Source organism: Bradyrhizobium sp. MOS003 (genome assembly GCF_003020125.1).
Taxonomy (GTDB): domain Bacteria; phylum Pseudomonadota; class Alphaproteobacteria; order Rhizobiales; family Xanthobacteraceae; genus Bradyrhizobium.
In genome coordinates, this window is sequence record NZ_PYFW01000001.1 from 1579332 (window position 1) to 1593552 (window position 14221).

Annotated in this window: 11 protein-coding genes and 2 pseudogenes; 6 read left to right on the plus strand and 7 right to left on the minus strand. The window is 59.9% G+C overall.

From position 1 onward, the window contains the following. Window positions 1-132: 132 nt before the first annotated feature. The 4 genes and pseudogenes from C7G42_RS07650 to C7G42_RS35195 all read right to left on the minus strand — a co-directional run bounded on the left by C7G42_RS07650 (window position 133) and on the right by C7G42_RS35195 (window position 2504). Window positions 133-630: pseudogene (locus tag C7G42_RS07650) on the minus strand (GlcG/HbpS family heme-binding protein). Between the two features lie 29 nt (window positions 631-659). Further along, window positions 660-1232 (minus strand): hypothetical protein, encoded by a 573-nt coding sequence (locus C7G42_RS07655; protein WP_245427570.1) that lies wholly within the window; start codon window positions 1230-1232, stop codon window positions 660-662. 118 nt (window positions 1233-1350) lie between these two features. Further along, entirely contained in the window at window positions 1351-2232 is an 882-nt protein-coding gene (locus C7G42_RS07660; protein WP_502694184.1) for a DUF1259 domain-containing protein, read from the minus strand. 38 nt (window positions 2233-2270) lie between these two features. Continuing rightward, window positions 2271-2504 carry a PepSY domain-containing protein gene (locus C7G42_RS35195; RefSeq protein WP_199580691.1) on the minus strand — a complete coding sequence of 78 codons (234 nt, stop codon included), beginning with the start codon at window positions 2502-2504 and terminating at the stop codon, window positions 2271-2273. A gap of 588 nt (window positions 2505-3092) precedes the next feature. On the opposite strand from C7G42_RS35195, the gene C7G42_RS07670 reads away from it, so the two are divergent. The 3 genes and pseudogenes from C7G42_RS07670 to C7G42_RS07680 all read left to right on the plus strand — a co-directional run bounded on the left by C7G42_RS07670 (window position 3093) and on the right by C7G42_RS07680 (window position 5529). Continuing rightward, window positions 3093-4127 (plus strand): Cj0069 family protein, encoded by a 1035-nt coding sequence (locus C7G42_RS07670; protein WP_106948340.1) that lies wholly within the window; start codon window positions 3093-3095, stop codon window positions 4125-4127. Between the two features lie 3 nt (window positions 4128-4130). After that, window positions 4131-4727, plus strand: a complete 597-nt coding sequence (locus C7G42_RS07675; RefSeq protein WP_106948341.1) for an ABC transporter ATP-binding protein — start codon at window positions 4131-4133, stop codon at window positions 4725-4727. Further along, window positions 4724-5529: pseudogene (locus C7G42_RS07680) on the plus strand (ABC transporter permease). Before C7G42_RS07675 ends, C7G42_RS07680 begins: the two are co-directional and overlap by 4 nt. 185 nt (window positions 5530-5714) lie before the next feature. Here C7G42_RS07680 and C7G42_RS07685 read toward each other — a convergent pair. After that, complete coding sequence (locus C7G42_RS07685) at window positions 5715-6056, minus strand: hypothetical protein (RefSeq protein ID WP_147250234.1); 342 nt, start codon at window positions 6054-6056, stop codon at window positions 5715-5717. Window positions 6057-6304: 248 nt separating this feature from the next. Between C7G42_RS07685 and C7G42_RS07690 the strand changes: the two genes are divergently transcribed. From C7G42_RS07690 to C7G42_RS07700, 3 genes are all read left to right on the plus strand, one after another. Beyond that, entirely contained in the window at window positions 6305-6742 is a 438-nt protein-coding gene (locus C7G42_RS07690; protein WP_199580692.1) for an SGNH/GDSL hydrolase family protein, read from the plus strand. A 214-nt stretch (window positions 6743-6956) separates the two neighbouring features. Further along, complete coding sequence (locus C7G42_RS07695) at window positions 6957-8753, plus strand: adenylate/guanylate cyclase domain-containing protein (protein ID WP_349627521.1); 1797 nt, start codon at window positions 6957-6959, stop codon at window positions 8751-8753. Between the two features lie 443 nt (window positions 8754-9196). Beyond that, entirely contained in the window at window positions 9197-10156 is a 960-nt protein-coding gene (locus tag C7G42_RS07700) for an MBL fold metallo-hydrolase (protein ID WP_106948896.1), read from the plus strand. Window positions 10157-12120: 1964 nt separating this feature from the next. Here C7G42_RS07700 and C7G42_RS07705 read toward each other — a convergent pair. Together C7G42_RS07705 and C7G42_RS07710 are read right to left on the minus strand one after the other, a co-directional pair. Next, window positions 12121-12594 (minus strand): lysozyme family protein, encoded by a 474-nt coding sequence (locus tag C7G42_RS07705; protein ID WP_245427572.1) that lies wholly within the window; start codon window positions 12592-12594, stop codon window positions 12121-12123. 137 nt (window positions 12595-12731) lie between these two features. Further along, complete coding sequence (locus tag C7G42_RS07710; protein ID WP_106948344.1) at window positions 12732-13181, minus strand: hypothetical protein; 450 nt, start codon at window positions 13179-13181, stop codon at window positions 12732-12734. Between the last annotated feature and the right edge of the window lie 1040 nt (window positions 13182-14221).

The following is a 14221-nucleotide window of genomic DNA, read 5'->3' on the forward strand; positions in this document are numbered from 1 at the left end:
TCCTTCAACCTAAAATGAGCTAGTTCACAGATTGCTCTTCTTTCAGAACTGCACCGAGAAGGCCCGCTGCGGCGACCGGTTCTTAGACCGTCGAGTTCCAATCCTCGCACAAGAGCCCGAAACCTGGTCGGGTCAGAAATCCAACCTGTCACGGATGGCATCGATACCGGCCCTTGCACATGCATCGTCAGCGTCGCCAACCGGAGCTCCGGAGACACCTACCGCTGCGATCAGCGAGCCGGTGGCTTCGACCACCAGTCCCCCTCCTATGATGACTACTCCAGGAAGATGGCGAATGCCCGACTGCATTGTGCCGGGTTGACTGATCGCATTGAGCTCTGTCGTGCTGGTCCTGAACGAAAGCCGTCCAAGCCTTGCCTGTCGCCGTTGGCGAGGTGTGAGGACCTGCAAAGCGATCACGCAGCATCACCTGCGTCACGCCGAGCGATCGACCACAGCGACTGCTACTTGGAGCCCCCGGGAGCGGCAACTGTTCAACGCGGCGCGCGCGAGATCGAATGCCAACTCCGGAGTTAGTGATTTGTGGGCGACCAAGTTTTCTTCCGCCCGCAGCGGGCAGATGGACGCGATCCCCAAGGCCGTCGCGACCGTTAGGCGCCGAAAGTTCATGGTTATCTCCGGCAAGGAAGGGCAGAGACCTATTTGAAGTCACCATACGTCAGATCATCAAACAGGGTCACGCTATCCGCCTTGGTCCACAGGCCGATCATGCCCGATTGAGCAATCGTGGCGTCCTCAACGTCGAACAACTGGCGTCCGTCATACGTCACCCTGAACCGCGTTCTTGCGAAATCGCAGCGCAGCACGTGCCACTGGCCGGACGCCACGGGCGCATTGACGCCATATCCGCCCTTGCGACCCACGATATTCAGAGACATTCGAACGCCTTTGATCGTCTTGTAAAGTACGACATTGTCCTCCAAAGCGGTTGCCCGGACGACGTAGTAGTTGTCGGCATCCTTTGCGCGCCAGATGACCCCCGCAGCGCGATCCTCAGAGCCGGTGATCGCTTTGAATTTTACTTCGACGAAGCCGTCGCGGATGTCGGTATCTCTTTTGAGCGCCACTGGAAAAGTCGCCGTGCCGGATTGTTTGAGGACGTTCGGCTTACTCGGTGCGGTGGGCTCTGGCTCAACGGTCCATTTCGGCTCTCCCCTTCCTGTCCTCGTAAGAAATCCAGCCTTGGGGCGACGTTCCCGCAGGAGCGTCATCAAAATTTAAGGTCTGAGCCACGGCGGACGCTCCCATCAACGAGATCGACATGAACACTAGGGCGAGCAGCGGCTTGGCCCGGTAGGACATCGGATCGCCTCCTTTGCGATTTTCGCCTCAGTTCTTCGTGCTCGCCGTCTTGTCCAGTGCAGCGCGCAAGCCTTCGGCAAGCCGGATCGCGCCGTCATTCGCCCAAAAGTGCATGAAGAACAGCCTCGGCTGCTCATCGAGCATGTGACTGTGCAGCGCCGTCACCTCGATGCCGTGCGTCTGGAGCGCCACGATGACGGGGTTGACCTCGTCGGCCGTCAGCACGAAGTCGCCCGTGATGGCGGACTTCCCGCCCCCGGTCGGCTGGAAATTGATGCCGATCGCCACGCCCATCGGGCCGACGGGCGTCAACGGCGTGCCGTCTTGCGTGATCGGGTCGAGCCGCTTCACGTTGAACTGGTAGACGCCGCCGTTTGCTTGGCCTTTAACGCCGATGATCTGGTCGAGCTTCGCCGTATCGAGGTCCACGGCGGGCGGTGGGCTCGCGGGGGCCGCGATAGTCAGCGGCGTCGTGCTCTCGGCCAGCGCATCATGGATCGCCGAGGCCAGCTTGAGGGGGTCGCCGTGACCGGCCACGTGCATGTAGAACGTCGCCGGGCTCGCGCGCAGCAGATGATTGTGCACGGCTGTGATTTCGAGACCGCTCGCGATCATCTTCGCCATCACAGGGTTAATTTCGGTCTCTAGCAGCACAAGGTCCCCCATGACCATGGCGCCACCGTGCCCAGGTTTGAAGGCGACCCATCCGCCAAGCGCCAGTGAAGGCTTGATCGTCACGCCGTCCAAGGTCACCGAAAGGTCGCTACGTGGGAAACCGTAGCGGTGGACGTCATCGGAGACCGCGGCCTTCCGGCCGAGGGTCTCGTCGACCTTTTGCCAATCGATCGCTTGCGCGCGTGCCATGTAGACGAAGGGCAGGTAGGCGAGAGCGAGGCCGACCACGGTCATGGGCCAGACTATGCGTTTCATCTTACTCATCCTCCACCTCAGTTTCGTTCTTTGATCTGGCCGCTGCTGTCGACGACGAGCGTCACTGGCTTGCCGTCCTTCACCGCCTTGGCGGTGATGCCTTCGGCGGTCGATTTGACGTCGGTTACCTGCGAGTAGCCGGCCGCCTGGATCTTGGCGACAAGCTCGTCTTGGGTAAGGGCGCGGGAAGGCGCGAGTCCCGCCGCAAGGGTCACGATTATCGCTACCTGATAGATCGTCGATGTTCGCATGTCTGATCTCCTAGTTGTCCCAGCCCCAGAAGTAGTCCCGCATCCGGCCTCACCTGACCTTGTTGGCCGGACCATCGTGCGATCCCCTGATCGTGTCGCGGCAACATCGGTCGTGTAGGAAGAGACCTGGGTTCATCCGCTCGATGGCGTCGTCGAACATGCGCGAAGCGCAGCGCAAAGCCGCGAGCCGGCCCAGCGTCGGCGCGGCCGCCGAGCCTAACGATCGAGATAGTTTGTCGGGTGAAAGGTAGGTGTACAATGCTGACATGCTGCGCCCTTGGTGATCAGGACGCGATTCTTGAGCATGACGCCTCGCGGGGAGATCGCATATCCCCGTCACGCGAATAAAAACTCACTCGGCCAGGCTGTCAACCCGCGATCGCTCGGGCGCGTGAAACCGAACGTCACGAAAATTTCACGCCGTCCGGAACGGAAGCGACCTCTTCCCTGCGTCAACACGCCAGTCAAGAAAGCCGCCGCTTGAAGGATCCTCGCGATATCACGTAGACTGCCTGGGCGGGATTAAGCAGACTCCCGGCGAGACTTCGGTCCAAGCTCTGCGCAGCACGCAACACGTGGAGCTTGCGCATGGACACCGAAAAACACTCTTCTGCCCGACGCACGGTAGCCATCCTCTCGCGAGGAGACGCCGCCGCGCGTCGAGATGCCACCCCGAAAAGCGGCCGCTTCGTCGACGTTTTCGATGCGCTTGCCGCCGTCGGCGTCCAAGGGCTTCCCGTGATCTACGACGAGAGCTGCGCAGACGCCGTCCACGAACAGCTGCTCGCGGTTGACGGCGTACTCGTCTGGGTCAACCCTATCCAAGACGGTCGGAATCGGGCCGGTCTCGATGCCCTGCTGCGCGACGTCGCCGCGCAAGGCGTTTGGGTAAGCGCTCATCCGGACGTCATCCTTAAGATGGGCACCAAGGAGGTCCTCTATCGCACCCGCTCCATGGGCTGGGGAAGCGACACGGCGCTGTACCAAACCGCCGCTGCGATGCGCGCGGAGCTGCCGGCGCGGCTCGCCTCCGGTCCGCGCGTCATCAAGCGCAACCGGGGCAACGGTGGCCAGGGCGTCTGGAAGGTCGAGAAGCTGCCGACCTCATCCTTGATCAGGGTGCTGGACGCGACCAAAGACACGCCGGAGGAACTGACGCTGGACGACTTTCTCCGCCGCTGTGCGGAGTATTTCGAGAACGGCAGCGTGGTCGACCAAGCATTCCAACCTCGCTTAGACGAGGGCGTCGTGCGTTGCTACATGGCCGGCGACCGCTGCGCCGGCTTCGGTCACCACAAGGTCAAAGCCCTGGTTGAGTCGCCGGCCGCGCGAGCCGGGGTCGGCCCGCGGCTCTACACGTCAAACGCTGACCCGCGCTTCCAGCGGTTGCGGCGGCTGATGGAAAACGAGTGGACGCCGCAGCTTGTTTCACTCTTGGACATCGCCCGAGGTGACCTCCCAGCCATCTGGGATGCGGACTTCATGCTCGGCCCTTTCCAGCCCGATGGGAGCGACGGCTACGTGCTCGGCGAGATCAACGTGAGCTCGGTGCATCCCTATCCGGCCGAGGCGCCGGCGGAGATTGTTCGATGCGTCGCAGATCGCCTGCGGCTCAAGCTCTGACGCATGCTGACGGTCAGGGAGCTCAAGCGTCTGCACATCTCCGTGTCGTTCGACTTGCAGGACGGCGAATGTGTCGCCCTGCAGGGGCCTTCCGGGGTCGGAAAGGCCTTGCTGCTCCGCTCCATCGCGGATCTCGATCCCAACGAAGGAACGGTCAAGCTGGACGGCATGCTCAGAGAGGCGATGCCCGCCCCGGAGTGGCGAAGACGGGTGACCTACCTCGCCGCCGAGCCGGGCTGGTGGTCCGACGCTGTGCAGGAGCATTTCTCAGCCTGGGAGGCTGCCCTTCCGCTGGTCGCGCGGCTGGGGTTGCCGGACGACTGCGGAGCGTGGCCGATCCAGAGACTTTCGACGGGCGAGAGACTGCGGTTAGGACTTCTGCGGGGGCTGATGCTGCGGTCGCGCGTCCTGCTACTGGATGAGCCGACTTCGGCGCTCGACTCGGCATCCGCCGCCGCCGTCGAGGCTTTGATCGCCGAACGTGTCGCGGAGGGAATGAGCGTCCTCTGGAGTACCCACAACAACGCCCAAGCCCGCCGCGTCGGGACTAGGATTTTTGCGATGAGGCACGACGGCGGGATCGAGGAAAACCGGCCGTGACCTACATCCAGATATCGTATGGCAATCTGGTCCTCCCCGCGCTCCTTGTCGTCATGGACGGAGTCTTCTCGCTTGTTCTCCGCCTCAAACTTGAGAAGCAACTGGCCATTGCGACCGTCCGAATGGTGGTCCAGCTCGTCCTCGTCGGATACGTGCTGACTTTTCTGTTTGCCGCGGTGTCGCCGCTCTGGACCGCTCTCGCGGCCCTGATCATGGTCTTCTTCGCCTCGCGGAGATCGTCGCGCGGCAGAAGCGCCGCCTTCAGGGCATCTGGAAGTACGGTCTTGGCGCCGGGTGCACGCTGCTCGCAGCTGGTACCGTCACGATGTTCGCACTTCTGACTGAGCTACGCCCCGATCCTTGGTATCATCCTCGCTATGCGCTGCCTTTGCTGGGCATGATGCTCGGCAATACGATGACCGGAATAAGCCTGGGCCTGGACGTGCTGACGAACAGCCTGGTCCGCGAACGGGCCGCCGTCGAAGCGTGTCTCGCGCTCGGCGGCACCCGACACCAAGCCCTGCTGCCGGTCGTAAGGGACGCTTTGAGAAGCGGCTTCATGCCGATCATGAACAGTATGGCGGCTATCGGCCTCGTTTCCTTGCCGGGGATGATGACCGGCCAGATCCTTGCGGGTGTCGAACCGGTCGATGCCGTCAAATATCAATTGCTTATCATGTTCCTGATCGCTGGCGGGACCGGGCTGGGAACGCTGGCCGCCGTCCTGGGCGGCGCACGCCTGCTGACTGACCATCGGCACCGACTACGTCTTGATGGCATAGACGCCGGGAAGTCCGCATAGAACGGGTAGAGCGTGGGCAGCCTCAATCGTCTCGAAATCGGTCGAGTTTGACTGCCGAATCAGGCCTACAGAGTGGTACACAGCGGTGGTCACAAATTCCCAGCGGGTCTTTTCAGGAATCCTTATTTTTCGGCAGTTTTCGCGCAAACTTAGCATGGGGGAGGGAGTCCCACTCTCTCTCCCGCCTACTTCGTTTGTTCCGCCCGCTTGGCCCTCGATGCCTGTCGGATCGTCTTCGCTTCCGCCGCGGCGGCAAGCTGCGCGGGCGTCCGACGCTGGCGCTTGTGGGGCGCCGGCGCCTTCTTCAGCGCCGCGATCTTGTACCGCGGATACTTCTCGATCTCGGCGGCCATGGTCGCGACCCAACGGTCGCCGTAGTCGTGGCCGGCATTCGCGTTCTTCGGTCGGTGACCCGTGATGAAGCCTTCGACCTCGCGATCCATGCCGACATGGCGCGCAACGCTCTTGAACGTGTGCCGCCAAGCATGGTTCGGCTGGACACCAATCGGGATGCCTAGCCCGTGCACCCATTCTCCGACCCGTTCGCCGACTTTTTGAACTGCGGATTGCCGGCGGTGCCGCCGCGCCCGCGCGCAGGGTCTTAGAACAGCGGCAGACCCGCCTTGCGACGCTCTTCGACGTAATGGAGAAAACCTTGCTCGATGACGTGACTGTGGATCGGCACTGTCCTTCACTGGGAGGTCTTCTCGGCTTGATGACCATGCACCAGACCTTGCTCGCAGGGTCTCGCGTGATGTCGCGTGGGTAAAGCGACGTGAGCTCGTTGACGCGCGCGCCCGAGTATGCGCACAGCCACGGCAGCCAGCGCCTAGCGGCCTGCATCTCGACGCTGATCAGGTGGGACGGCGTCGCGGCGGTAGCAACCAAGATCGGCGCGGCCCTCGCAGCAATTCTGGATAATCTCGAATCTCGGAGGATTGCCGTGCTCCTTTGCGGAGTGCGAGCGCGCACAAACTTTGGAGACGAACACGAGAAAGCGTTTGCCGTTATGTTCGCTGGCCTTGCCCGCAAATACAACGTTCTATTTTTTCCAGCTATCAACGAGGCAGTTATCGACGATGCTCAGCTCAAGGCGGTGGACGGTCTCCACCCTAACGCAGCTGGAGACAAGGCGATCGTCGCGCAGATACTCCCAATAGTTGAGACCTTAATTGACCGGGCGCGTCCCAGAGACCGCGATCCCACTCCTTAGTCGATGCGGTGAAGGTCGTAGGACCATTTCCGCTATTGGCCCGAAGGCGAGCTTCGAACGGCGCTCTCAGTTGTCGGCTCGTTGGGGTAGACCGGAAGCCGCCAGCTAACCTTCCAAACGGCGCTGATGCCCCGTTTAGGACGCGGGCACAGCCGGACATCGGCTCACAATTATGCTATTGAACATTGGTTTTCCCCGAGCCCAGGGGTGCATCTTGAGCAGCGAGCACGTAGAGCGGCGATTGGCGGCTATTCTGGCGGCGGATGTCGTGGATTCTTGCCGCTTAATAGGGATCGACGAAGAAGGCACGCTGGCGCAACTGAAAACTCTCAGAAAGACGCTTTTCGATCCCAAAATTGCTCAGCATCACGGACGTATCGTCAAGAATACCGGGGACGGCGCTCTTATTCAGTTCGCCAGCGTGGTCGATGCCGTGCGATGTGCCGTCGAAATTCAACGCGGCATGGCAGAACAAAATATAGTCGTACCGCAGGCCAAGCGGATCGAATTTCGCATCGGCATTCACGTCGGTGATATCATTATCGAAGACGATGATATCTTTGGTGACGGCGTCAACATCGCAGTGCGTCTCGAAGGGATCGCAGAACCCGGTGATGTTAGCATTTCTAACGATGCTTACCGACAAGTCCGCGGCAAGGTAGAAATCACCTTTGAGGATATGGGTTCGCAATCGTTGAAGAATATCGCCGAACCAATGCGCGCTTGGCGCGTGCGCATCGGCTCGAGCTCTGCGCCGGCTAGGCTAACCAAACCGCCGACCGAGATTGCACAACCTATCACCCTTCCGGGCAACCCGTCCATTGCTGTTCTTCCATTCACCAACATGAGCGGTGATCCAGAACAGGACTACTTTGCTGATGGCATGGTGGAGGAGATCATTACCGCGCTGTCGCATTTCCGACAGCTGTTCGTGATCGCGCGCAACTCGAGCTTCACCTATAAAGGGCGGCCCGTCGAAGTGAAGCAGGTAGGACGCGAGCTTGGAGTGCGGTACGTGTTGGAAGGAAGCGTCCGCAAGGCGGCAAACCGAGTACGCATTACGGGACAACTCGTGGATACCACCACTGGTACACATCTTTGGGCGGAACGGTTTGATGGCGGGCTCGGCGACATCTTTGATCTGCAGGACCAGGTGACTGAGAGAGTTGTCGGGGCGATCGCGCCAGCGGTGGAAAAGGCCGAGATCGAGCGTGCCAAGCGCAAGCCGACCGAGAGCCTCGACGCCTATGCCCTCCATTTACGCGGTTTGGCTAAATATTACCAGTATGGTAGCCGGCAAACGAACAGCGAGGCACTTCGCCTGTTTAACAGTGCGATCGAGCTCGACCAGGACTTTGCGTCCGCCTACGGTCGTGCCGCTATTTGCTACGCATTCGCCAAGGTCAATGGCTGGTTTTCGAGCACTCCGGACGAGATTGCCGAAGTGAAGAGGCTCGCTTATAGGGCGATTGACTTGGGCAAGGATGACGCGTTTGCGGTCACCGCCGGCGGGTATGCGTTAGCGTTTCTTGTTGGTGATCTGGAGACAGGGGCCGGTTTAGTCGATCGAGCGCTTGTGCTCAATTCCAATTTGGCCGAGGCATGGGCTTGCGGTGGCTGGGTAAAAAACTGGCTCGGCGAGCCGGAAGCGGCGCTCGAGTGCTTCGCGCGTGCCATGCGCCTGAGCCCGCTTGATCCGTCGCAGTCAAGAATGCGAAGTAGCGGAGTCGCGCATGCGCATTTCTTCCTGGGTCGCTATGACGAAGCGGCATCGTGGGCGGCAAAGGCATTGCAGGACAGCCCGGATTATCAACCGGGATTAAGAATCGACGCCGCAAGCAATGCAATGGCCGGACGGCCGGAGCAAGCACAAAAGGCAGTGGCTCGGATACGGCAACTCGATCCCGCGCAACGTGTTTCCGGTCTTAAGGACTTGCTTGGCCCTTATCGTCGAGCCGTTGACCTTTCGCGATACGAAGAAGCATTGCGACGGGCCGGGCTTACCGAATGACCATCGCAGAAAGATGCTTGCCCGTTGGGACGAGATGATCGCATAAAGCGCGACTTCAGTTGATGGTCGCTTGTATTGAAAGAGTTCGGTCCGGCGTTGGGAAACTCTTCAAGAGCCGTTGGTGTGCTCGGCGTCTTGGGACGTGGGACCGTTGAGCGAATTCATTCAGCGGTCTTTCAACCTACTCTGAGCAGCATCGACAGCCGCTGACGCTGCTTTCTTTTTGACACCATCCGCCCGTTGCTGATGTCTTCGATAAAGGACGGCATGGCCGTTTGGGGGGAGCAGACTCAGGCCCAATGCCGCGACGTCTGTTGTTGGCCGGAAGCCGACCTCACGGCGACGATTGACGAGCGCCAGATCGTTTGCAACACTACTGGTTGAAATGCGAAATTTTGCCTGGCGCGAGGGCCGTTTTTATTCAGCGGTTCGTGGAGTCAGTCATGGCGGCTTCCAAGAGGTCGGTTTTCTGTCTTCCCTGCATCACACTCTTTGCAAGCTTGCTCGCTATTGTCCCTGTGTCCGCCCAAGCGCAAGAGATCAAAGTTACGCTCTTAGGCACAGGATGCCCTCCACCTGTTATGAACCGGTTCGGCCCGAGCATCCTCATCGAAGCGGGTGGGCAAAAGTTCATTTTCGACGCCGGCCGCGGTGCTCTTCAGCGGCTGACTCAGGTCAACGTGTTTTGGCATGATATCAACGGCGTTTTTCTTACCCACTTGCACTCGGATCACGTGGTTGGTTTTCCAGATCTGTGGCTGACCGGCTGGCTTTTTGGACGGCCCGGGCGGGATCGGCCATTGGAGGTGTGGGGACCAAGGGGGACGGTGCGCATGATGTCGTTTCTCGAGCAGGCGTTCGAATATGACATCCGGATTCGACTATACGACGACCGAGCGGCGCCAGACGGTGTGGTCATTCTGGCCAAGGACATCAGCGAGGGACTTGTTTATGAAAACAATGACGTAAAGATCACCGCCTTCGAGGTAGACCACACGCCCGTGAAGCCGGCGTTTGGCTATCGCGTCGATTATTCCGGTCGCTCGGTTGTCCTCTCCGGAGACACCCGTCTGTCTGAGAACCTCATCCGACATGCCCAAAATGTTGACCTGTTGATTCATGAAGTTGCTTCGCTCGAGACATTTCAGCGGATCGGAGTCCCGCCAGAACGAACCGCGAGCATAATCGCCCATCACACGACTCCAGAACAGGCGGGCGAGGTATTCGGGCGGACAAAGCCGAAACTCGCGGTCTATTCACACCTCGTGATGCCAAATGCAACCGAGCAAGATGTGATTCCACCGACGCGGAAGACTTACTCAGGTCCATTGGAACTCGGTGAAGATCTCATGGTAATCGAGGTGGGTGAGAAGGTTGAGGTCCGAAGACCCGCCAAGCCTTAATCCAGGTTGAATCCACCGGCGGACTTGATCGGTAGCCCGGACCAATTTTGCTGAGCCACACGAGTCTGGATTTGGCCCGTTGCTGACCTTCGCTCAGAGAGCCGAAATGTCTGCTCCCAGGAGTGAGCCGACCAGGGTGAAGCAGCCGGCCAAGGGCAGCTTGTGACCCCTAGCCGACGTGTCATACGCCGGCATGGCGTACCAAACTCTTTCGATTATTCGGGCATGCCAGCCCTACGTAGGGCATCTTCCCATCGCGCCAGCACCTCGGGCTGCCTGTGCGGCAGGCGGTACTTTACGTTCTGTATTCGAAAACCCGGGTCACTGCACGCACTAGCTCCGTCGCCCTTTTGGCCGCGTCCAAGTTGCCGGCGAGCGCGTTAGACGCAGCCGCGACGAGCGATGCAATGAAATTGTCCGATTGTTCGAGTGTTGCCTTGCTGGCCAGAGACGCGGCGCGGAATCTCCGGAAGGAATGAAGACTGTGAGTTTTACCTGCAAATGAAGCGATATGTATAGGTTCGTCGCCGTGGCAAATTCAAACATTCCCCGTCTGGACGGGTCGATCCTGGATAGCTTAGTAGCCAGCGAGATTGTGTGCCGGAAGCTTCCGCCAATCGCGCGATCAACGACAACTGTGAGATCGCGAAGCGCCTAATCGTCATTCAAAAGCGTCAGTGGCTTTTCTGCAGAATGAAAGTAAGCGATTTTCCGCCAAACACCCGTGTCTGTTTCGCCATCCGTCCAGCGGGAGGAGCACGAACACGTCGTAGCGCTCCATGAATGTTGATCGAAGGCGACCCAAAAATCGGAACCGAGAGTGCTCGATCCGGTGAGTTCGATGTCTATTGGATGCTTCATCGTTATGGGGGCCAAAGACGATCGGATTAGAGCGCTGCCGCCTTCGTTGCTTGTTTGAATCGCAGCAAGCGAACCGCCTTGGGAGGATCGGAGTAGGGGCAGACCAAATAGATTAGTTCGCGTTGTAATCTGCACGACTGGATCCGCTGTGGCTTGTTCGGGACCCTCTCTGGCGAACGCCTCTCCAGTGAGAGTGCATGAGGCGATCTTAAACCAATGGCGGGACAACTAGCTTGCGCTTCATTTCATCAGCACGCCTATCTGCGGACCAGGACGGCACTCTATTGGTACGGTGAACGGATGTTCTAGAGCCCAAGAAAGCCCAAGATTGATCGCGAACAAAGAGTGAATATGCTTGGGAAGTCACCCAAAAACCGTAGTAAAATCAAAGGTTCCCAGGGCGAGAAATCCGATCAGGACGCAGGGGTCGCAGGTTCGAATCCTGCCACTCCGACCAATCTTCCAAAAGTCGACGTTTTAGTAAAGGCTCGTTCCCAAAGGCTTGCCGGACCGGCCGCCGGCGTCCGGGAGCGCCCGGGTCCATGGCCGATTTGGCCGGGCAGGGCGGCGTGTGCGAGCGGCATGGCTCGGCATTTGCCGAGATCGATCAGAAGCTGACGCACTATTCTCTATCGCTCAAATGCCAGGGCCAGTAGACTGGCGAACCACTCATTTGCACTGGGATGCGGGAAGGGTTCTTCGATCGCCGTACCGACGGAGCTGAGCCGGGGCGCTGCCGGATGGTTTTCTGTTCTGCGTCACCCAAGTGCATGGGACATGCCGGGCGTGTTGGCGCGGCGCCGGTAGGGCGCAGCCGCGCCGGCGCCGGAGGCCGTTCCCGCTCTGTGTGGAAGGTTCGACGCCAGGACGAGCGCGCCGTCCTCAACGCGATGGATCGGATGCTCAAACTGGCTTCTGGCCGAGAGCTTCGCGACCCCAAATCGCCGGTTTCCTAAGCCGCTACCGGCCAGGCCGAGTGCCTGCCGCCATTTTGCGATCGGCCCAGCTCTTGATATCGCCGACTGTCATCGCCTTGAGGAACGTATTGGCGTTGACCAGCTTTTCGCGTGTGGTCCGACCCGTCATGTCAGCGGCGGCCATAACTAAAGCAGCGTCGGCACTTCTGCCCCGGATAATAGCGCCACGGCGCCCGCCGGTCCCGCGAAACGGGCAAGGTAGAGAGAACCGGGCGTCACGGGGAGACCGCGCTTGGTCAGCATCGCGGCATGTTCCTCGAGCAGCCGTGCGGCAATGTCCCGCGTAAGCTCGGCATCTCCCCGCAGGTCCAAGACTCCCTTGTCGCTGCGGCCTTGGATCAGATCCCGTCGGTGCCTTCGAACGGCTTCGAGCCACGTATCACCGAGAAACTGGGCGGCGCCGGTGGCGCTCGACCGCTTGTTCTTTGCATTCGGGTCACCGTTGGACTCGGCTATGATGATGCGCTCGACCAATGCCTTCGCAGCCGCTCTGTCGATCGATTTCCCCTTCAATTGAGCATCGCGAAACAGGACGAAACTTGCGACGAAAGCCAGGCCGATTGCCACTCCAACAACGAGCGAGATGAATTCCGCGGACAACCGCTTCCGCGCGGCGACAACGGATCCACGCTCGTCGGGGCGAGGCGGTCGGATTTCCTCGGCACGGCGTATTTGCCCTGACACATGCGGCGGGAGCCGCGGGTCGGCTGTCGTTCCAACGCAGAGGAATCGGTGCGCTAGGTCTGGCATCGCGTCTGCAGGTTCAATGCTTTCAAAACGCCATCGAAGGCACCTGACAGGCACGGCTTCGCCTCCGCGACTGGTTTGGCGCGACTGGCACCTGCGCTTGCCTTGGAAATTCCGTGGCGGGGCCGAGGTCTGGGCAGCATGATCGCGGATTTTCCGCTTGCGTTGCCTTTCTGCTCGATGATCTTCGAATGTGCTCGTGCAACGATCTCAACGTGGTCCGGCGGATTCTTTAGTTCGCTCGACGAAAGTGGCTGCGGTGGCGCTTCGAATTGCGGAATTTCGAGCCGGTCTGCCTTGGTCAGTGTATCGTGTGAGGGACCTAATCCGACGGTTGCCAGAGCCGGAGGCTCGTTCACAGGCTCTGTGATGCGCGGCGGCGCCGCGAGCTCCATCACGGCGAGTGTACCGAGGCCAATTAGAAAGAGAGCCACTCTCATCTGATTTCACGCTCCCCGAACGAGAAACCTCACTCAAATCCTCTTAGAAATGAGCTCTAGAAATCAAGAAAGATTGCAAAGGTCCAATAAGGCCGCTTAGCGGCAGAGGTGAACCGGGAAGCGCTGCTATGTGAGGAGATCAAAGACAGGGTTAACGCGGATCATGCGAACTGGCCGAGTGAAGGGGAGAGTCAACCTGATGTGGCGCTGGCGGCTTCTCACCTCGAAAATGTAACCGAACCCCAGCTCGACGGCTGCCTCGTCCTCACTACGCCCTGGCAAGTTCGCGACTGCACTTTGCAGCGGGAGGTGTGCGTCTGTGAGTCGGTTCAAAGCAGCAAGCGGGACGGGGGACGGACGTAAATTTCCGCCGTGGAGGGCTTCAGCAGCTTGGCAGGACGTGAGGGTGAGCTACGGACTCGTGAGCGATCACTGCAAACCGTCGACAGGATACTCTGAGACTTCTAAGCGAGGCCGCCGGTCCACGCGGCGGAAAAGCACGAAGGCCGCAGCGAGGGAAACTCGCTGCGGCCCGCGCGTGGTCAAAAAGCCGGGTCAAAATGGACAAGTAAAATATCGGGCCAGCCCCGGTGTCGAAGATTCTAGCGCTAACTTGGTCCGGATGGCGAAAATAATTCGCTGGAACCGAAATGTGGTTACTGGGCATTCAGTTCCGTTGTTGAAGGAGGCCGGCGGGGCTGCTGCGTCGACCTTCCACACTGGGAACCCTTGCGGCAAATGGTCGGAGTATTGAACGGGCCGTGCCAGTTTTTAGGTCGCGCCGGGAAGATTACGCTTCGCTTGCGCGGTGCTTGCGCAGCTCTCGATTCGTAAAGCGTCAAGCCCGTCAAAGCCGTTTCCTCGCCGACGTCGTGCGGGCCTCGGCCATCTGCGGCACTCCGGGCATGGCCGATGCGCTCATGGTCAATTCGCCAATCTTCCCGCCCCAGCGCGCGGTCACGTTGTCGGTCGTTGTTCGAACCCGAGCAAGCGGCGATCAGTCCCAATCGACCAAATGGGCTTGCCCATGGCGTCGTATC

Bases quoted from the DNA above. Each gene is read 5' to 3' on its own strand.
- C7G42_RS07655 (WP_245427570.1), bottom strand. From the start codon at position 1,232: ATGACGCTCCTGCGGGAACGTCGCCCCAAGGCTGGATTTCTTACGAGG.
- C7G42_RS07660 (WP_502694184.1), bottom strand. From the start codon at position 2,232: ATGACCGTGGTCGGCCTCGCTCTCGCCTACCTGCCCTTCGTCTACATG.
- C7G42_RS35195 (WP_199580691.1), bottom strand. From the start codon at position 2,504: ATGCGAACATCGACGATCTATCAGGTAGCGATAATCGTGACCCTTGCG.
- C7G42_RS07670 (WP_106948340.1), top strand. From the start codon at position 3,093: ATGGACACCGAAAAACACTCTTCTGCCCGACGCACGGTAGCCATCCTC.
- C7G42_RS07675 (WP_106948341.1), top strand. From the start codon at position 4,131: ATGCTGACGGTCAGGGAGCTCAAGCGTCTGCACATCTCCGTGTCGTTC.
- C7G42_RS07700 (WP_106948896.1), top strand. From the start codon at position 9,197: ATGGCGGCTTCCAAGAGGTCGGTTTTCTGTCTTCCCTGCATCACACTC.
- C7G42_RS07710 (WP_106948344.1), bottom strand. From the start codon at position 13,181: ATGAGAGTGGCTCTCTTTCTAATTGGCCTCGGTACACTCGCCGTGATG.